16 protein-coding genes are annotated in these 20885 nt (G+C 49.6%); 11 read left to right on the forward strand and 5 right to left on the reverse strand.

Annotated features, from left to right (window positions below):
- Nucleotides 1-8 precede the first annotated feature (8 nt).
- The 3 genes from JW881_17830 to JW881_17840 form a co-directional block, all read right to left on the reverse strand.
- Nucleotides 9-1907 (reverse strand): cellulase family glycosylhydrolase, encoded by a 1899-nt coding sequence (locus JW881_17830; GenBank protein ID MBN1699385.1) that lies wholly within the window; start codon nt 1905-1907, stop codon nt 9-11.
- Between the two features lie 52 nt (nt 1908-1959).
- A complete protein-coding gene (locus JW881_17835) occupies nt 1960-2946 on the reverse strand; it encodes a calcium/sodium antiporter (protein MBN1699386.1) in 987 nt (328 codons plus the stop codon).
- 419 nt (nt 2947-3365) lie between these two features.
- A complete protein-coding gene (locus JW881_17840) occupies nt 3366-3509 on the reverse strand; it encodes a hypothetical protein (protein MBN1699387.1) in 144 nt (47 codons plus the stop codon).
- A 237-nt stretch (nt 3510-3746) separates the two neighbouring features.
- Here JW881_17840 and uvrC point away from each other — a divergent pair, with 237 nt between their 5' ends.
- Both uvrC and JW881_17850 read left to right on the forward strand, forming a co-directional pair.
- Nucleotides 3747-5555 (forward strand): excinuclease ABC subunit UvrC, encoded by a 1809-nt coding sequence (gene uvrC, locus JW881_17845; GenBank protein MBN1699388.1) that lies wholly within the window; start codon nt 3747-3749, stop codon nt 5553-5555.
- A 107-nt stretch (nt 5556-5662) separates the two neighbouring features.
- Complete coding sequence (locus tag JW881_17850; protein MBN1699389.1) at nt 5663-6895, forward strand: KamA family radical SAM protein; 1233 nt, start codon at nt 5663-5665, stop codon at nt 6893-6895.
- Here JW881_17850 and JW881_17855 read toward each other — a convergent pair.
- Nucleotides 6868-8589: a tetratricopeptide repeat protein gene (locus JW881_17855; protein MBN1699390.1), complete on the reverse strand. Its 1722-nt coding sequence runs from the start codon at nt 8587-8589 to the stop codon at nt 6868-6870. The two genes, JW881_17850 and JW881_17855, sit on opposite strands and share 28 nt — an antisense overlap.
- Before the next feature lie 409 nt (nt 8590-8998).
- Nucleotides 8999-10627 carry a hypothetical protein gene (locus JW881_17860; GenBank protein ID MBN1699391.1) on the reverse strand — a complete coding sequence of 543 codons (1629 nt, stop codon included), beginning with the start codon at nt 10625-10627 and terminating at the stop codon, nt 8999-9001.
- Nucleotides 10628-10849: 222 nt separating this feature from the next.
- On the opposite strand from JW881_17860, the gene JW881_17865 reads away from it, so the two are divergent.
- The 9 genes from JW881_17865 (at nt 10850) to JW881_17905 (ending at nt 20856) form a co-directional block, all read left to right on the forward strand.
- Nucleotides 10850-11029, forward strand: coding sequence for a hypothetical protein (locus JW881_17865; protein ID MBN1699392.1), 180 nt, complete (start codon nt 10850-10852; stop codon nt 11027-11029).
- A complete protein-coding gene (locus tag JW881_17870) occupies nt 10962-11456 on the forward strand; it encodes a GGDEF domain-containing protein (GenBank protein MBN1699393.1) in 495 nt (164 codons plus the stop codon). The genes JW881_17865 and JW881_17870 overlap by 68 nt, the downstream gene beginning before the upstream one ends.
- A gap of 90 nt (nt 11457-11546) precedes the next feature.
- On the forward strand, nt 11547-12029 hold the full coding sequence (locus JW881_17875) for an SH3 domain-containing protein (protein MBN1699394.1): 483 nt from the start codon (nt 11547-11549) through the stop codon (nt 12027-12029).
- Nucleotides 12026-12901, forward strand: a complete 876-nt coding sequence (locus tag JW881_17880; GenBank protein ID MBN1699395.1) for a M48 family metalloprotease — start codon at nt 12026-12028, stop codon at nt 12899-12901. Before JW881_17875 ends, JW881_17880 begins: the two co-directional genes overlap by 4 nt.
- An 8-nt stretch (nt 12902-12909) precedes the next feature.
- Nucleotides 12910-15024 (forward strand): adenylate/guanylate cyclase domain-containing protein, encoded by a 2115-nt coding sequence (locus JW881_17885; GenBank protein ID MBN1699396.1) that lies wholly within the window; start codon nt 12910-12912, stop codon nt 15022-15024.
- 232 nt (nt 15025-15256) lie between these two features.
- A complete protein-coding gene (locus JW881_17890; GenBank protein MBN1699397.1) occupies nt 15257-17266 on the forward strand; it encodes a polysaccharide biosynthesis tyrosine autokinase in 2010 nt (669 codons plus the stop codon).
- Between the two features lie 16 nt (nt 17267-17282).
- Nucleotides 17283-18788, forward strand: coding sequence for an O-antigen ligase family protein (locus JW881_17895; protein ID MBN1699398.1), 1506 nt, complete (start codon nt 17283-17285; stop codon nt 18786-18788).
- 23 nt (nt 18789-18811) lie between these two features.
- On the forward strand, nt 18812-19978 hold the full coding sequence (locus JW881_17900) for a glycosyltransferase (GenBank protein ID MBN1699399.1): 1167 nt from the start codon (nt 18812-18814) through the stop codon (nt 19976-19978).
- A gap of 5 nt (nt 19979-19983) precedes the next feature.
- Nucleotides 19984-20856 carry a polysaccharide deacetylase family protein gene (locus tag JW881_17905; protein ID MBN1699400.1) on the forward strand — a complete coding sequence of 291 codons (873 nt, stop codon included), beginning with the start codon at nt 19984-19986 and terminating at the stop codon, nt 20854-20856.
- The last annotated feature ends 29 nt before the right edge of the window (nt 20857-20885 follow it).

Raw genomic sequence — 20885 nt, forward strand, 5'->3', positions numbered from 1 at the left:
GGGTATTGTTATTTTCCCTTTGTACCGGCGGGAAATACGGTAATTTCGCACACACTCCTCGATGCGGGCGGGCGAACGGCCAGAAGCGACGCCGAAGGATCGAATTCCCATGTTCCGCAGGAGAGGGTAACAGTGATTCCGGACGGATAATGGACGGAGGGTATGAATATTTCCGTGGCCCCCCCGCAGGAAGAATCGTGATCGAACGTCAGTCTGAATCGTCCCGTTTTCCGGTTGAATGACATGGCGAGCGGTCTGCCTGAAATTTTTTTCGCGTACGGCCTCACGAAACCGAAAAGGGCTTTTGCCCCCGAATCGATGGACGCCGGATCGTCCTGAAGGTCTCTGCTGAATACGGAAAAATCCTCCCCGTTCCACCCGTCGCCGTATACCGCGGTGTTGTCCGCCGAGTAATTCCAAAGCGTGCAATGCAGAAGATTCTTGTCCATTGCATAAAAATAAAGATCGAACGCCCGCTCATATGCTGAAAAATCCCGGGTACGGTACGCTTTTTTCTTCTCACCGTCAAAGGGTATTCCGAACTCGCCGATCAATGTGGGAATACGGCCCATCCTGTCAAAGGAGGTTTTCCCCAGCAGACGAAGCTGCCGCACGACGGCCCGCTTTACCCTTTCCGCGCCGAGAATGACTCTTTCCTTTATCGTATCGACGGTGATGAACGTCCTGAACTTTTTTGACATAATCGTCAATGCATCGTACCAGTGGTGCGCGTTCACGACGTTTTTTCCGTCTTTTTCCGACCATGAAAAATAGTCGTTTCCTACCGGTCCCTCGATAAAAAAGAGTGTTTTCGGTTTTACTGTGGCTATTTCCCGGATAAAACGCCTCAAAAAAGGCTTAAGATAATCTTCGGCAAAGTCAACGCTCCTGTTTTGCCTGAAGGAAAAATAGAAGGGCTTGAGTAGTTCCGGCTGTTTCGAACGGCGCCCTTTATCCGTCCAGACGCCGTGCCGTTTCCAGATGCATTCGTATCCCTCTTTCCAGAGAGAGATACCGTTCGGGTTAATGATCGCCGAGCCGGTTCTGACGGGGAAGATGGTACCGGATGAGTACCGCGGAACCTTTTGCGGATACCCCGAAGCCGCCAGCATGGATTGGAAGGGGGTGGGTGTATCCCTTATGCGGAGGGGATTCAGCCCGTGCCGGCCGAGATGGCGGTAACCGATATACCCCGCAAGGGGTTCGTTCAGGGTATCGTACCCCGTGACATTCGGAAGACGGCAAAGCCGTCCGGCGACCCGTTTGACTGCACCGATGAAGTGGTGCTGCAGGAATTCCTGAACCGGTACCCCGTCGAGGAGTGTGTGGGGGGCGAAATCGGTCCCGCCGAAAAAAAGGGTGAACATTGTGGCGGCTCCGAGTTTATACCGGTTTGTCGTCCATATCATCGACGGGGGCCTGCCGTTATAAAAGGAATGGACGAACGCGGAACCGGTTTCATGGAACTTCAATATATCCATGCCGAGAAGCTCCATCGTCCACGCGGGCGCCCCGTCGCCCCCCGTCCACCTGCTCCACATGTCATTGTGGGGATCGATAAAGAGATCGATGCCGTACCGCGCCGCCGCTTCGCACACCTGTTCGAGGTAGTCCAGGTAATCTTCATCGTATACTCCCGGGCCCGCGTGTTCGACGGCCTCCCACGTTATGAGAAAACGGATAAAGGTGAGACCCCACGAGGCAAGCCGCGAATAATGCTCGTCCGCCTCGTCGAGGGGAAAAGGCCGGCCGATAAAGGAAACCGTTTCGGGGTGGAGGAGTGATTCCTTTTTATGACTGGAACCATCCGGCCGGGCCGGAATCTTGCTGTTGCCGCCGAGGTTGACGCCGCGCAGAATGAGTGTTCTTCCTTCATCGTCCTTGATCCATATCCCGTCTGTTTTCAACCGGGTTTATCGTCTCCCTTCGCAACGGCCGCCACCGGATAACGGGACGGCCCTATAATATGTTGATCACTTTACAGAGAAAGTATATATAAAACAGAACGAACATCATACCCTCCCACCTGCTGACCTGTTTATCCTGAGTCGTGACGAGGAAGAGAAGCGAGGCGATCACCATCGCGGGGATACCGGTGGTAATGATCGATGGTGTGACGATGAGTCCTTCCTGAGCCCCGGGCGCGGCGATCGAAACAATACCGGTTATACCGGGCACGGCGAATGAATTGAATATGTTCGAGCCCAGGATATTCCCCACGACCATCTCCGCATTGTTTTTCCCGACCGCGCTGACGGTTACCCCCAATTCCGGTAATGATGTTCCCAAAGCGACGGCACTGACCGCGACGATATCGTTTCCGACACCGAAGAAAGAGGCGATATTGACGACCGAATCGACGGTGAGTTTCGCGCCGATAAAGATAATGAAGGCGCTTGCGAGAATGACGAGAAACGGGCGGATGGAGAAGGGGGGTTTTACCTCTTTTTCTTCCTCCGCCTGCGGTTTGCGGCCGGATTCAATCATATAGAACATGAAGATGAAAAGTCCGCCTGAAAGAAGCACCGCATCGAAAAAGGAAATGCGCGCGTCCCACATGACAAACGAGACCAGTAACGCCGATCCCACGAACAGGGGGAGATCGACGTTGATAAGATCGTATTTGATAACGAGTTTTTTCCCGACGATTGCGCCGATTCCGAGGATCAAAAAGATATTCGCGACATTCGAGCCGATGACGTTTCCCGCCACGATTTCCGACGAGCCTTCCAGGACCGCGACCACGGACGATATGAGTTCGGGGAGGGAGGTTCCGATGCCGACGATGACGACACCCACGATAAACTGGGGAATTCCCGCCATGAGTCCTATTTTTTCGGCTGCACCGGTGAACCGGTCGGAGCCCTTGATGAGGACGAAAAGACTCACCGGAAAGATGACGAACCAGAGATGAGGGGGAATTTCCAGACCCATGAGTGTTTCCATTTTTTTTCTCCGAAGGCAGTCTCCCGGCACGAATCGGCCTGCATGCGACGGGTAATCCCGACATACATCGGGTAATTTCCCGCTTCCTTTATGTTATAATCATATCGTCCCCGCTTGTCCAGCTTTTTATCCGGAGTCTTTCACGGAGGAAAACGGTCATGCTTTTATATTAATTATAAAAAGTATAATAATTGCCATCGGAACGATGGATATGGATAATCGTTGTTAACCGGTAAAAGATAAAGAAACGCCGGACATTATATTGTCGGGTTCTCGTGGTAAATCACGCCGACCCATATAATTCCGTTAACGTTTGCTTATACGTGTTTTTACGCATACGTATAAACAATCGGGCTTCAGGGATACGGCCTTTGCAAACACACAGCACAACCCCTGCCATCTCCCATAGATGTTTGCCGTCAGCTTACTTCGCAGGAGCCGTCCTTGAGCTGCTGCTGATCCTGAGTTTGAGTCATTATCCGGTCTTGTGTTTGTGCCGATGTTCCGGCAAAAAGTGATGTAATGGTAAAAAAAACCACCAAAAAAATAAAATACTTTTTCATAATACCTCCAGCTTTCTTTAAATTTACTTTTTGCCCGGCCTTCTCTATCCTCTACATATAGTATACGCTTGCCTTCCGGCCCTGTTTCAATCGATACCAAATTATTAATATGATACGCATGATTAATCGAAACAGGACGGGAATAACTCAAGAATAAGGGGAAACGGCTTGGACGGCCGCTATCATTCCCCTTTTTCATTCCCTTTTTTTATAGTAAGATAAAGCAGGGACATTTATATGGATGCGAAAGACACAATCCTTTACCTCAAGCGGAAGATCGATGAAATGCCGGACAAACCGGGTGTCTATCTCTTCAAAAACCGGAAGAAGATCATCTATGTCGGAAAAGCGCGAAGCCTGAAAAAACGGCTGAAATCGTATTTTTCCGGTGAAAAGGATATCAAGACACAGATCCTCACGGAACGGGCTTCCGATATCGAGGTGATTATTACCCGGAACGAGTATGAGGCGCTGCTTTTGGAAAACAGTCTCATCAAGCAGTGGACGCCGCGGTTCAATATAAATCTCAAGGACGGGAAATCGTATCCGGTGATCAGAATTACCGATGAGAGGTTCCCGCGGGTTTTCCGGACGCGCCATATTGTTTTCGACGGTTCCCAATATTTCGGTCCCTTTCCCGACACCCGACGGATCGACCTTTATCTCCAGATTATCGAGCGGTATTTCCCTTTAAGAAAATGCAAGGGAAAGCTGAAAAAACGGAAGCATCCCTGCCTCTACTATCATATCAAGCGCTGTTCGGCGCCATGCTGCGGCAGCATCACGCAGGAGGAGTACAACCTTACCGTCGACAGGATCAGGAAACTTCTCTCCGGGAAAACGGACGATCTGTTGCATGAACTCAAAAAAAGGATGACTGAGGCTGCCGGGCGGATGGATTACGAGCGGGCGGCCGCCTACCGGGACCGGATGCATGCCATAACACACGTGAGGGAAGTGCAGCAGGTCGTCGATCCGCACCACGAAGCCCGCGATTATATCGGGTATGCAACACATGAAAACCTCTGCACCTTTGTCGTCCTCAAGTACCGGGGCGGGATTCTCTCCGGCAGGGAGGTGTTCCCCGTGGAATTCTATTCGACGGAAACGGAGGCCCTCTGTCAATGTATCATCCAGTACTATGACAAAATCCGGACACTGCCATCGGCCGTCTATCTTCCCGCCGGTTCGTCGGACGAGGAAACCCTTCGTGCCTATTTCTCGGATAGCAAGGGGAACGTCCGCATCAAAATCCCCAGAAAAGGAAAGCATGCCGACGTTATCGCTACGGCGGAGGAGAATGCCCGCGAGGAGATAGAGGCGCGGATCAGAAAACTCGATTCCCTGAAAGCCCTTGAAGAACTCGAAAGTGTATTGGGGATCGGGCGGCTTCCCTCGAGAATCGAGGGGTTCGATATATCCCACCTGGCGGGTGAATATACGGTCGGGTCGATGGTTTCTTTTTCCGGCGGTCTCGCGGATAAAGCCTCCTACAGGTATTTCAGGCTCCGTTCGCTCGGGGACGGGAAGATCGACGATTACGAAGCGCTCCGGGAAGTGGTGGCCCGGCGTTATACCCGCGTGGTGAACGAACATCTCACCCGGCCGGACCTCATCCTCGTCGACGGAGGGAAGGGCCAGCTTTCTTCCGTCTGTAAGATATTGCGCGCGCTCGAACTCGCCGATATTCCCGTCATCGGTCTTGCCAAAAAGAACGAAGAAATATTCGTGCCGGGAAAGGAGAACCCGATCATTCTCGATCCCGCGTCTCCGGCGCTGAGGTTGCTCGAGGCCGTCAGGGACGAAGCGCACCGGTTTGCCGTCGGTCTGAACAGACGGTTGAGGAAAAAATCGGTCTCCCACTCGATACTCGAGAACATCAAGGGAATCGGGCGGAAAAGAAGCGCGATGCTGCTCCATACATTCGGCTCGATCGGGAAAATGATCGAAGCGGGACCCGGGGAAGTGGCAAAGGCGGCGCGGATACCTGTTCAAAAGGCGGAAGAAGTGTTGAAACTGCTCGAAAGCGGGCAGGAGGAGACATAGCGTGAATTTCCTGAGGGCATTCGCCTTGATGATTTTTTCAAATATGAGTATTATGATAATAAATTGAGGTTCAGAAACAACCTGGATCGCGCAGAAAAGGGAGGAAGATGATAATCAGGGACGACCGGCGATCGACCGGAACATCACACATGTATCGGAAAACGACGATACATGGAAACGGGTCCGAAAAAGAAAGTTTTTCCGTTATCTCGGAAAAGGCCGATTCCTTCCGCAGACGCTTTTTCCCCGGTGTTTCGCAAAACGACTGGAACGACTGGCGGTGGCAGCTTTTGAACAGAATACGCGACCGTGAAGGTATCGAAGCGGTCGTTACCCTTTCCGAAGGCGAGAAAAAGGCCCTTGAAGCGGTCGAATCGCAGCTGCCGTTTTCACTGACGCCCTACTTCGCCCACCTCGTCGAGGGAAGCGGCACGGACGATCCCGTCAGACGAACCGTCATACCAGTGTTAAGCGAGACACGCGTGAGCCCCGGAGAGCGGGACGACCCGCTCGGCGAGGAAAAACACCGGCGGGCTTCCTGCATCGTGCACCGTTACCCCGACAGGGTCCTTTTTCTCGTCACCGGTCTTTGCGCGGCCTATTGCAGGTATTGCACGCGAAGCAGGCTCGTCGGCGGCCGTCACGATATTTCATCGGCAAAGCCGGAATGGGAAAAGGGTATCGATTACATTCGCGGCAACACCGATATCCGTGACGTTCTCGTATCGGGCGGCGACCCCCTCATGCTTTCGGACCGTAAACTCGAGTGGCTGCTCGAACGGCTGAAAGGAATCCCCCATGTTCAGATCGTCCGCATCGGTACCAGGGTACCGGTCGTTCTGCCCCAGCGGATCACGGCCGATCTCGTTGAGATGCTCGGGCGTTACCATCCCCTCTGGATGAGTATCCACGTCACCCACCCGGACGAACTGACCGGCGAGACCGCCTTTGCCTTAAACCGGCTCGCGGACGCGGGTATACCGATGGGAAGCCAGACCGTGCTGCTTGCGGGGATCAATGATTCGGTCGAATGCATGAAGACGCTGATGCACGGACTCCTTACGATGAGGGTGCGGCCGTATTACCTCTACCAGTGCGATCCCATTACCGGTTCCGCCCATTTCAGAACCCCGGTCAAAAAAGGGCTCGAGATCATCCGGGGGCTGCAGGGGTTTACCACCGGGTTCGCGGTCCCCACCTACGTCATCGACGCGCCGGGCGGTGGCGGCAAGATCCCCCTTTTCCCGGACCGGATCGTCGGACGGGACGGAGGCGACCTGCTTGTCTCGAATTACACATCCGAAGTGTTTCGCTACCCCGACCCCGAAGGCGGGGAGTGAGGTTTTTTGGTCAAACCGCCGGTGACGGCGATCACACGTTGTACCGTGATTTCGTCCGGATCGAGGGAGACAGCCTTTTCCAGAAATGTTCGTGCTTCTTTCATCTCGTTTTTTCTGTAACAGGCTAACGCACACAATGCGGCGGTGATTGCCTTGTTTTTTGTGTTTTCATGATTCCTGAATGATTGTCTGAGGCAGAATAATCCCTCATCGGTACGGTCATGCTGCAACAGCGAGAAACCATAGGTTCCTTGTATAGAAGGGTTCCATGGCAGGCGTTCATACGCATAACGCGCATATTCCATTGCATTGCCGCATTCGCCGCTTATTAATGAACGGCGCAGTAAAAAATAGGCGAGGTTGTTGAACAGATATACATTATCGAATTCGAACCTGTCGCGCTCATCATTTTGATAATTTTCTTTTTCCCGGTGTTCTTTTGTTTTTTCAAGAAGATGTATCGCTTCATTCTCTTTGCCGAGTGAAGCAATGGCATTGGCCTTGACAATGAGAAAATGCAAATCGGTATGCACATCATACGGAGCATGATCGCAGAGATCGACAACCTTATTAAATCGCCTCAACCGTAAAGCATATACGCATTCGATATACAACTTATTTTTCGTGTATTCGACAATATTAACTCCTTTTGTAATATATTCCCATAAAGCCAGGCCGTCTGAACGATAGGACGACAACCCCATTTTTATTTGACGGGGATACAGGCTGAACAGGAAATTGAGAAAAGAGGATATACATACGACTTCACATAAGGCAATACGTATGCCTATATTTTGAATCGAAAATCCGCATGTAAATAAAATCACCAACAATACGAATAAATGAAACACGATACCCGCACTCGTTCCCATGATGATGCGAAATCGCAGCTTTCCATCCACGGGGAAGACAGCGGCGCATAATCCGGCATTCAGGGTTTTTCTGATTGTAATAAACATCCGTTTGTTTATTAATTTTCTCAGTATAAGGGGGCCGGTACCTGTGACGATTTCAAATATCCTCCCATGCAACAATGCGTAAACGAGTGCATGGGCGCCTTCGTGTAATACGATCATAAGAATATTGCTTATCAAAATCAGCGTCATGTTTATAATGATAATAACGGGTCTGAACGTGATACCGGGTTGGGAAAAAACGAGTGCAAATAAAAATATGAAAAAACATGAAATGATTAAAATGACGTATGCGTGGTGAAAAAATGAACGGCGTTCGAAACAGCCGGGACATATGCTTGTACATGCAGTGTGGGTAAATTGCGAACCCAGGAGGGATATGCAGCCGCATATATCACATTTTTCGTAGGTGTATCCCGTTAATGCATGCAATTCTTCCTTAGCCGAATATTTATCGACTCGTTTTTTTGCGTTTTTCATGATGTCCTCGAAAAGGTCGACCGCTTCCTGCTTCCGGTCCTGCTGCTTCAGGAGTATACCGAGATTGTACATCGCATCGGTGAAATTCTGCTTGCTATCGATTGCCTTACGATAATGGAATTCGGCACGCCCGGCGTCATTGTTTTCATGATATATGGCGGCCAGGTTATTATGGGCAAAGGGGTTCGTTTCATCCGTTTCGAGAATCGTCTTGTACAGGGTGAAGGCTTCTTTCTTATTTCCCTTTTTTTCCAGGTGGTATGCTTTTTTGAGTATGTGTAATGTCTTTTTTATGCTCATAGCTATCTATAGTCGCAAATTATTGCAGGGTCAAGAATTAATATAATTTTTTTACGTAATGTTATCATTTAAATGGTTTGCATATTTTTTTATAATGAAATAAATCAGATTTCAGTGTGCCTTGATTATTGCCCAATCAATATGAACATCGGATTAACCGGATTACGCGGATAATAAGGTATTGGTGAGTTTCCTATATACAAAGTTTTTTATTATAAGGGAGGAGTACAATTATCTCAAAGAGGTCACAAAAAACACAAAGGAAAACCATTCCTCTGTGTGATAGAAATCTTTTTATATAATCATTCAACTGAAGCCAATTATTCAATCCGTGTAATTCGTACAATCCGATGTTTAATTCCTCTTTTTCTTTCATTTAACCTTCACTTTTTATCACCGCGTCCCCGCTTCACGCGGGGGCGGCATCCGTGTCCGCGGCGCCGGAGACACCGGCCAGGAGGTTGTCGATATTCCTGTTTATTTCGAGATTTTCCTTTTTTATCTCCGTGATGGTTTCCATGATGCGGACGGATTTTTCCTTGTAATCCTTGAGGCTCGAAATAATGTCGTACAATTCGGAAAAGTAATCTTTGAGTTCCCCGAATGTCGCCACATAGGTCCGCGAAATCTCTTCTTCCTTGGCCGCGCTGGCGCTCATGGAATCGTTCATCGCGATCAGGTCGCTGTTTTCTTCGATAAAGGTTCCGCTTTTATTTACCAGATTGTCCATGGAGCCGGCGATATCGGAGATGAGGGGGGAGGATTTTTCGATTCCTTCGATAATCCCGTAAAACGATTCGCTCGTGTCCTTGACAAGAGCGACGCTTTCCGAAATACGGTCGTTCATTTCCTTTATGAGATCGTGTATCTCCATCGTTCTCGTTCTGGAGCCGTCCGCCAGTTTTCGTATTTCATCCGCGACAACGGAAAATCCCTTTCCCGCCTCTCCCGCGTGCGCCGCCTCGATCGAAGCGTTCATCGCGAGAAGGTCCGTCTGTCCCGATATCGTCGAAATGGCCTCGATTATTTCTTCCATCCGGCTTTTGTAATTGCCGAGTTCCCCGATGATGTTGACGACTTCGGTGACACTTTCCCTGCCCGAGATCGCTTTCGAGGAAAGAGCCTGGTTGATGGTGCGTGAGGTTGTGACATGCTGAGAAATATCGTCGAGGGAACCGAGAATTTTTTGCTGTTCCGAGGTATTGGCGGACACGAGGACCTGCTGTTTACGGATAATCCCGATGATGTTTTCGATTTCGGAAATAAAGACATCCAGATTTTTCTGCGTATCGTTGATTTTATCGGACAGGTAACCCGAGGTTTTGGAAAGGGTGTCCACCCGTGTGGAGTAATTGCTGAAAATAGCGTCGATTTCCCTGAGTTGGGCCGATATTTTTGTCTGGCTTTCATTGAGCCTTTTTTTGAAGTGGACGACATCCCCGATGATTTTATTGTTCCTCCCGAGCATCTCCCCCGTTTTCAGATTTTCATTGATTGCATTATCGACAAGTTTATTCTGGGCATTTGAAACGATGATGATAAGCGTGCACGCCATAATATAAAAAATAAAAAAGAGGGGGATTCTGGTGATGAGTGATTGCTGTCCGGATTGCAGAATCACGTATACCGAAGGGCCCAAACATGTTATCGCGCTGATGATGGTGAAATACCTGTTGACTAAAATCCCCGACGGAATAAGCAGGGCGACGGAAAGCCCGTAAATCGTAATCAATACCTGGGCTATCTCCGTTACGGGGCTGTAGGCGAGGACAAAGGCAAGCAGTACCTGGAGGGTGAGAAGGAAAATGCCGTTACCGATTCTTATTCTGTCTTTGATGACAAGAACAAGGCTGAAAATATTGATGAAAAGGGCGGAAACCGTGAGGTATCCGGCCATCATGTTTCCCACAACAAAGAACAGGACGAAAATAATGATCACTTCGAATACGGTCACGGCAATAATAAACGCGCGGCTTACGCCTTTATAATATTTGTTGAAATAATCCGGTGTATCGACATGTTTTTCTTTTGTTTTCAATACGGTACCTCTTTACGGTGGAACGGCAGCATCGTCTTCCGTCTGCGACTTATATATTATATTAATATGCATCCCGATAAAAATATCAAATACTATTTTTCAAATTCTGTTTTCTCATGGGATTGATTGAATTAGCCGGGCAATTTCATATATTTAATGGTAACAACAGATACGTGAAATTTATTTCCTGTGAAGTATTCCGTATTTATTAAAGGAGTCGCGGTGATTTTCATAACGCTTCCCGTTTTTATTATCCTCGGGATTACGCTTTATATGTCTCTTTTTTATTTCTGGCTTTACGGCTACAGGAAAAAGATAAAGGTCACGGACGGAATTGGACGGCCGCACGATATTATACAACCACCTGGCAATTCACCGGCGTATTCAGGCGGCGTTCATTGAATCGGGACGGCATGTGTTCCCGATCAGCCTGATGATGATCGATATCGACGATTTCAAGGCGATTAATGACTCTTTCGGACACCCGGCGGGAGGCAGCGTATTGAAAACCCTTGCTGGAGTTATCAGCGGGTCGGCCGGAAACAACGATTCGGCAGGAAGGTACGGGGGCGACGAGTTTATTCTCAGTCTCCTTTATTGTGGTAAAAAGGAAGCGATGGTCATTGCCGACAGAATCAGACTGAAGTTTCTATCCGAACGCTTTGCGGATATTACCGCGCTCAAACCGACGATCAGCATCGGCGTTGCGATCCAGAACGGGGAAATTCCCGGCCGTAAAGAAATCGATCTGATCCATCTGGTTGACCTGGCGTTGTACGAGGTGAAAAAAGGCGGAAAAGACTGTATCGTTTTTCATGTTCTTGAATGATACCATATGATTGTCCGTTCGCGGGCCGCCTTGAAATTTGTATGGTGAACGATTACAATAAAGAGAAGATCAACCTGAGGGGAGGAACCAATGAAAAAACTATTGCCATGCATCATGCTTTTGATCGTTTTATCCGGCGTCACGGCCGCAGCCCAGAGCGGGAAAATGAGCATTATCGTCAAGGAAACCCAGGCCCGGGAAAAACCGTCGTATCTGGGAAAAATTCTTGCCGTACTCACATATGGCGAGATGGTCGATACCGTTTCACTCGAAAAGGACTGGTACCGGGTGCGGCTTTCAGGCGGAAGGGAGGGCTGGGTTCATTCATCGGCCCTGACCAAAAAAAAGATCGTTCTCAAGGCCGGAAAGACCGATACGGAAAAATATGCCGATTCGGATGACGTCGTGCTTGCCGGAAAGGGGTTCAACGAACAGGTCGAAAAGCAGTACAGGAAAGAGAAGGACCTCGATTTTTCAGAAGTCGACAGAATGGAGAAGATCGTGGTCACGCCCGGACAGATGGAGGAGTTCCTCGGCGCCGGCGGACTTGAAGGCGTGGAAGGGGGTGTATGATGAGAGTTGTCCTTGTTATTCTTGCGGTGACTGTCGCGATGACGGCGGGGTCTTGTATTTCGATTGAAGATATCAGCATCAGCGATATAAAACAGGTCGCCGATACCGCGGGCAAGATACAGAAAAGCATGGAGGATTTCACCCCGGAACAGGAGTATTACATCGGCAGGGCGGTGGGCGCGATGGTTCTCGATCAGTACAAGCCGTACCGCAATAAAAAGGCCACCGACTATATCAACCTCCTCGGCCAGACACTCGCCCTTTTTTCCGAAAGGCCAGAGCTTTTCGGGGGGTATCACTTCCTTATTCTCGATTCGGATGAGATCAACGCTTTTGCAACTCCCAGCGGGCTGGTCTTTGTCACCCGCGGACTGCTTCGCCTTGCCCGTTCGGAAGACGGGGTAGCCGCGATACTCGCCCACGAGATCGGACATATCGTGAAAAAGCACGGACTCCAGTCGATCAAACAGGCCCGGATAACCGAGGCCCTGACCAGTGCCGCGATCACCGCGGCGGATACGGCCGGCTATGAGGAGGTCGCGGCATTGACCGAGACCTTTTCCGCCTCGATCGACGATATCGCGAAGACCCTGATCGTCAATGGCTATTCGCGGGAGTTCGAATTGCAGGCCGATGCGATGGCGGTACAGATACTTGCTGAGGTCGGTTATGATCCCGAAGCCCTCATCGAACTGCTCGAGGCCCTCGATGCGGGCTATAAACCGGGGGGACTCGATTTTGCCAAGACCCACCCGAACCCCCGAAAGAGGATCGACGGGGTAAAAAAGGCGATGAAGGATTACCGGCCTGTTTCCCGTGGGGACGCTTCCGGGCGCGAGAAGCGTTTCAGGGCGTTTATTAAAGAGATCTGATCGCTGCCATGAAGAAAATCATCCTTAAAATAATCCGTGGGGCGTTTATCGGGCTTGCGGGGGGTGGGCTGGCGCTTCTCCTCCTTTATACCGGCATCATATCCGGTTTCGAAGGGCAGACCTGGGACCTTCGCGCCCGGCTTATGGCTTCTCCCGGGCAGGCCTCGAATGAAATTGCCGTCATTCTCCTCGACCAGAAAAGTCTCGACTGGGGTGAGAACACATTCAACCTTTCCTGGCCCTGGCCGCGGGAGATCATGGGCGTTATCGTTGATTTTTGCGGACGCGCCGGGGCAAAAGGGCTTGCCTTCGATGTCATTTATTCGGAGCCGTCGTTTTACGGTCCGGGAGACGATGGGACATTCGGGGACGCCCTTGCCGGTTACGGCAGGGCCGTCGGGGCCGTGGTACTGAGTGATGAATCCGGTGACGGGACCTGGCCCGAAGCGTTCGAGGATAAACTCCCCGCAATCGAAGTATCCGGAGGTATTGCCGGCCGGGCTTCTTCCGGTGTTTCGTTTCCCGTCGATGAACTCGCGCCCGCCTTTGCCGCTTTCGGCAATGTCAGTGAACAGGCCGATCCGGACGGTATTTTCCGGGAGGCGAGGCTCGTTTCCCTTTTTAACGGCAGGGCCGTGCCCCTTCTTTCCGTGGGGCTTTATCTTCTGGCGTATCCGGGGCTCGAGGCGTCTGTTTCGGAAAAAGGATTTACGGTAGGTCCGATTACGTTTCCGCTTAACGCAAAGGGAAACGCGGTGATCCGGTATCGGGGGGCGTCGGGTACCTATCCCACCTATTCCGCGGCCGCGATCATCAACAGCGAACTCCGTCTCAATGAAGGGCTTGAACCGGAAGTCAAACCGGAAGAACTCGCGGGCAAATATGTCCTCTTCGGCTATTCGGCGCCCGGGCTCAAGGATCTGAGGCCCTCGCCGGTCGACGAAAACGCGGCCGGGGTCGAGATCCACGCCGCGGTTTTAGACAATCTTTTGACCGGCTCGTTTATGGTCGATATGCCGCCGGTTTCAGTCGTCATCGTCTGTCTCCTGCCGGCAATATGTATCGGTATCGCGGCCTCATTGTTTTCAGCCACGCTTCCGACCATTCTCCTCTTTTTTGCCGCGTTTCTGCTTCCCGTGGGAGGCGGTCTTGCGGGGTATGCCCTGGGCGTGAGGTTCCCCGTTGTCGCGCCCCTTATCGGTTGTGTGGTGGCCATGGTGAGCGTGAGTGTGTACAATTTTTCCACGGAAGGGAAACAGAGGCGCTTTTTGAAAGGAGCCTTCAAACAGTACCTGAGCCCCGCACTCATCGAACAGCTGATCGCCAATCCGGACATGCTCAGACTCGGTGGGGAGCGAAAGGAATTGTCCATGTTCTTTTCCGATCTCCAGGGGTTTACCTCGATCTCGGAAGCTCTTACCCCCGAAGAACTCACGTCGCTTCTCAATGATTACCTTTCGGCCATGACCGACATCATTCTGGAGGAGGGGGGAACGGTCGACAAGTACGAAGGGGACGCGATCATCGCTTTCTGGAACGCGCCCCTCGACCTCGAAGACCACGCGGTCCACGCGGTGAGTTCGGCGCTCCGGTGCCAGACGAAACTCGCCGAACTCAGGCCCGGGTTCAGGGAACGGACGGGCAGGGACATGTACATGCGTATCGGTCTGAACACCGCAGCCGTGGTCGTGGGGAACATGGGGTCGCACGGGCGTTTCGACTATACGATGATGGGCGACGGGGTGAACCTCGCGGCGCGCCTTGAGGGGATAAACAAACAGTTCCATACCTATACAATGATATCGCAGTGGACAAAGGAAAAGATAGGGGACGCCTTTCCCGTGCGCGAACTCTCACGCGTGGCGGTTGTGGGAAAAAAAGAGGCGGTCACCGTCTACGAACCCATGTATCCCGAAGAATTTGAAAGAAAACGGGATCTGATACTGAGTTTTCAGGAAGGACTCGCCCTTTTTTACAAGGGGAAATTTCAGGAGGCGAAGGCCGTCTTCACGAGGACCGCGCAGAGCGACCCGGCAGCGGCCGCCTATGCGGAAAAATGCGGCGAGCTTGCCCTGAAGCCCCCATCCTCATGGGAAGGGGTATGGGTGATGACCACGAAGTGAAGCGGATATTGGATTTTCACGCGGTAGTCTCTTGTCCGCGAGGGTGCGTCCTTTGAATCAAAGGTTCGCCGAATCCGGTTCATTGTGTCAGACAGGATCGGTCTCAATTATTTCATCTTTCGCATTTACAAAAATCGAAATTTATACTACTATGGTATACAATATTCCGTGTGTATCCCTTTGTTTATTAACAGGATTATCTAAAAATCCGGAAGACCCGTGTTGACCGAATATGGAAAAACAAGCTGATTCGACATTTTCGATAAGAGATTTCTTCTATTTACTCTTTTTGTATAAAGGCAGAATATTTTTCTTCTTTTTTGTGACCCTTCTTTCCGTCGTTATCGGGCAATTCATGATTGTCGACAGCTATGAGGCCAAGGCTAAAATTCTGATCAAAATGGGCCGTGAGACCATTCCCCTTTCTTCACTACCGTCCTCGCAGCAGCAGGTGGTTTCGGCAGCCGGGTTGCGAAAAGAAGATATCAAGTCGGAGATAGAGATAATACAAAATCAGTTTATAATCGAAAGGGTCGTTTCCAGATTGGGAATAAAAACCCTGTTTCCCGACGACGAAGAACCCGAATCGGCTTTCGGCCGTATAAAATACAAAGTGAAATTTTTTCTTACGGATATCATCGACAATGTAAAGCAGGTGTTGTATGAATTGAACCTGAAACAGAAATTGTCGGATTTTGAAAGCACGGTCATTACCGTGCAGTCCGCTTTGCAGGTGAAACAGGTGGAAAGCACGGATGTCATTGAAATTTCGGTCATGTGGTTCTATCCGGAACTGGCAAATAAAATAGTCGATGCCATCATAGACGAATACATGAAACATCACGCAGAGATTCATCAGGTTTCAGGCAGTTACGAATTTTTTCAGGAACAGGTGGAATTGATCGGCGCACGTCTGGCCAAAAGCGAAGCAAAATTAAATAAATTAAAGACCGAACACAATATCATATCTCTCGATAATCAGATCGAATTGCTGCTGCATCAACTCTCGATCCTCAAGGGAGAGTATAAGGAAACTTTGAGCAATATCGCGCAGACTGAAGCTTCCATAGCGGAGTTGAAAAAACAAATCGATTCTTTGACGGAGAATATAACGCCGAACATGGAAGAAGTGATGAAAGAAGCGGAAACGCAGCTTTTCGAGCATAATGTCAATATCAAAGCCTTATACAGCAAGAAACGCGAGCAGGAAAAACAAATCGGTAATTATGAACTGGAACTCGAGAAATTGAACTCCCTGCAGCTTACCGTGCATCAACTCGAACGGGATATCAAAAATGACGAGGACAATTATAATCTCTATCTTATGAAACTCGAGGAGATGAGGATTACGAGTGAACTGGATAAAGAGCGTATCATCAATGTGAGACTCATTTCACCGGCGGTCGCTTCCAATATACCGGCCGGTCCGCGCAAGATGCTGGTGATCGGTCTGGGGCTGGCGATAGCCCTGATTTTTTCTCTTGCACTGGTTTTTCTTCTCGATTTTATGGATCATTCGATAAAAAATGCGGATGATATATCCAAATACACCGCGTTACCCGTCCTGGCCACCATCACCGAACAGAAAAAGGCGTTCAAAAAACGCAATAGAAACAAAATTCGCATCAATGAAATCGGCCGTCTCAAAAACAACCTTTCGGCGTTGATGTCCCGTAAAAAGCATTTTGCCCTCATGGTCTGCAGTTCCAAACGGTACGAGGGTAACACGTCGATCGCCATTAATCTGGCCAGGGAACTCGCATATACCTTTTCTGATCGTGTGCTGCTTATCGATGCCAATATGTATAATCCATTATTGCACGACTACTTCAAAACAGAGGCGCCCGTGGGATTGCTGCAGATACTGCAAAAAAAATCGACCATTGCAGCCGGTATAAAAAGGGCGGAATACCCGAATCTCTATTTTATTTCGAGCGGCAATAATAAAGGCAGGATCATCGAACCGATAAAGGATCTCGCTTTCAAGAGCCTGCTGTATAAACTAAAGACGACATTTAAATTTATCGTTATTGATGCCCCCCCTGTCAGCCAGTATTCTGATAGTCTTGTCATGGCGCCGTTGGCGGACGGGGTTCTTGTCATAACTCGCGCCCATTATACGAAACGCGAGACCCTTCAAAAAACCGAAGAGCAATTAAAGATTGTCAATGCAAATATACTCGGTATCGTGCTGAACATGAAAAAACATACTATTCCCAAATTTCTCTACAACATGCTTTAGACCGTCCGGATATGCCATGATCGGGAAGAAGAAAATTTTTGGTAAAATTATTTCCTATCTCCTCATTTTTGTCAGCGGTCTGCTTTTCGGCCAGTTGATTCTCGCGACAAGGGCGTTCACGGAAAAACTGACATTGTTCGGTATTTCGGTAAATATTGTGTTTATCTTTTTCGGTTTTTTGATTATCGTCCCGTTTTACCGGTATTTGAATATACGCCAGCGGTTGCTTTATGTTTTTATAGCGGGAATATTTTTCTGGGTGGATAAAAATATGTTTTTTCGCTCTCATCACGCTGGCGGGGCTTTTGGATTGAGTGTCGGCGTTATCGATATTGTGCTGATCGTTTCCCTTTTTTATCATCTGCTGCATAAAAAAGAGACGGCGACAGAAGAATTTTCGTTTTTCCCGTTCGTCTCAATTCCGTATCTCCTGTTAATCGTCATGAATTTCCTGACTGTTTTCCTTTCAATCGACCCCCAATTGAGTATGCTGGAAATTATCCGTCTTCTAAAAGGTCTTTTTGTGTTTCTCCTCGTCGCTAATATGATACAGGATGTAGAGGACATCAAGAAAATCAGTCTGTTTCTTGTTTTTATGGTGTTCGGTGAAAGTCTGCTTTGCCTGGCGCAATTCTTTATGAAACGCACCATCGGGCTTAATTTTCTGGGTGAGGAGACGGAATTATATGTGGAAACCCTGACTGAAGGGACGGAAGTAACGAGGATTTCCGGTACATTCGGTAATCCCCATTCTCTTGCCGGGGTTTTTGGTTTCATTATCCCTCTTATTGTCTGTCTGGTGTTGTGCAGTAAAAAAGTACAATCAAAGTGGCTTTATATTTTCGTTCTTTTTACGGGTCTTTCCGCCCTGATCGTCACCTACCTGCGCTCCGTCCTCGTCGCCCTGGGTCTTGTTCTTGTTCTCATTTTCATACTGACGATCAGGAAAGGGTACTGGGACAGGTCCAACAAGAAATTCTTTATCGTTATACTGATTATGGGAATAGTAACCCTGGTGCCGTTTCTTCCTTCTTTCTTCAAACGTATGTTCTATGCCGAGGCCGGTTCCGTCGATGTCCGGCTTGATTTTATCAAGATATCCATGAACATGTTCGAACGGAATCCTTTTTTGGGAGTCGGCATAAACACCTATAACGAGTTTTTCACCGCCATGGGAGATCCACTCGCGCTCAATGACAGGATGCCCGGCGGTAACGCGGTCGATCATAATTTCTATATACTCACACTGGCCGAAACCGGCATTGCCGGGCTTCTCGCGCTTATCGTCCTCTGGTTTTCCGTTTTCCGGCTGGCCGTTCCCTGTTTTAAAAGCGACAACACGTGGTTTAATGTGATCGGTCTTGCACTGATAGGCGGTTATACGAATTTTTTTATGCGCTCTCTTATCAGTTACGAATACAGGCTGGATCAGGTGTTCGTCTTTTTCTGGTTTATCTCCGGCTTTCTGGCCGGGGTATACCGGCTCGTGAAACGGGGAGTGGACGAGCGTATTCCAATATAATCGCTATAACGGGGATTGCATGTATGGATAAAAGATACAATATCTTGAACATAATCGATAAATCAATGACGGGCGGCGGCCAGCAATGCACCTATATGACGGCCGCATTTCTGGATCGAAAGGTTTTTCATTCATATGTTGCATGTTCACCCGGCGGCCCGCTTGTCGAACGATGTAAAAGAAAAGGCCTTACCGTCAAGACAATTGTCATGAATAAAAGATTCAGTCTGCGATCCGTCCTGGTCGTTTATTGTTTCGTGAAGGAAAAGCGTATCGATCTTATCCACGCGCATGGACTCGTTGCCGCAGTTTTTGCCGTTTTTGCCGCAAAAGCATGCCGGATCCCAATAATTTACAGTCAACACGGATTCCATTATCGAAGTTATAAAGGAAGATTTCTGCAATCGTTGCGTATTATGGCGGAAAAATGCATAATCCGTTTGATAAATATGGTTATTTGTGATAGTGATGATAATCTGAGAAAAGGAGAGGCGGAAGGATATTTCCCTGCCGGAAAAGGCCGAAGGGTTTTTCCCCCCATTGAAACGGACAGCTATCATATATCCCCCGATACCTCGCGGAGGATAAAGACCGATCTGGGAATCGCCGGGTGTTCGCCGATTATCGGCACGGTCGGGCGGCTCGATGAGGCCAAGGGATTCCCGACCTTGTTGAAAGCCCTCGTCGCCGTCGTCGCGGAATTCGCAGAATTGCGGTTTTTATTGATTGGTGAAGGGCCGGAACGCAAGATGATCGAGCGGAAGCGAAAGGCATTGGGCCTTGAATCGCACGTGATCCTGACGGGGTACCAGCCGGACATCATGCCGCTTGTCGGATTGTTCGATGTATTCGTTTCTTCGTCGTATTGGGAGGGATTGCCACTCGCCCTTTGCGAAGCGCACATGCTCGGCAAACCCGTCGTGGCGACCGGTGTCGGGGGCTGCCCGGAGATTGTTGTTCATGAAGAAACGGGCCTCATCGTAGAGCCGGGGAACCCGGATGCCCTCGCAGTGGCCGTTCTCCGGCTGTTGAGGGACCCGGCGAAGTGTCGGGCGATGGGGCGAAAAGCGAAAGAACATGTTACGGCCAACTTCGGCGTCGAACATGTCATCGGTGAAATCGAGGGGATATACGGAAATCTGTTGAATCATGAAAGAGATTCGGGGAAGCGGACGGTGAAAAACGGGTGAATGTCATGCGATTTATAAAACGAATCTTTCTTCTGTTGTATTTTTGTACCGGTATGCCGTTTTTCTATTTTATTTTTTTCAGAAGGCGCGGCCGCATTTTGACCTATCACCGGATCAACGACGACTCGAACGATTTTCTCAGTATTTCACCGCACGCCTTCGAACGGCACATGGCATACCTGAGTCGCCGGTACACGGTCGTTCCACTCGAACGGATGGCGGCTTCATTGGCGGACGGCGCCTCACCGGAAACGGATACGGTCGCGATCACTTTCGACGACGGCTACCGGGATAATTACCTCTATGCTTTTCCGGTATTGAGAAAATACGGATTTCCCGCCACGATATTCCTCGTGACGTCATTTGTCGGCACATCGCATGTTTTTGAATGGGATCGTCATCAGCGGGCGCAACAGGATAAATATCTCATGGGCTGGGATGAAGTGGAGGAAATGGCGCGGACCGGAATCAGCTTCGGGGCGCATACGCAAACACATCCCGTCCTGACGGCAATTTCTTTGGAAAAAGCCCGGGAAGAAATAACGGGTTCCGCTTATGTATTGAAGAAACGGTTGGGCCGTGTCACGGCGTTTGCCTATCCGCGAGGGGAACGGCGGGATGTCAACCATACACTGAAACAGATGGTAAGGGAAACGGGCGTTGCCTGTGCGGTCACCACCGTAAGCGGCACCAACACGCGGCATTCGGATATTTTCGGGCTTAAGCGCTGGGCGGTTGAAAAACCGGACGCTTCCCTTTGGGCTTTCCGGATGCTTATGGCCGGGGGTTCCAGTCTCTTTCATCAATTGACGCGCCATTCGCGGTTCGCACAATGGTGGAGGAAAAAAACGAAAAACAAAGGCGGTAAAAGGGTATAGTATGATTTATACGATCGATATAGATCGCC

Source organism: Spirochaetales bacterium, from assembly GCA_016930085.1.
Taxonomy (GTDB): Bacteria; Spirochaetota; Spirochaetia; order SZUA-6; family JAFGRV01; genus JAFGHO01.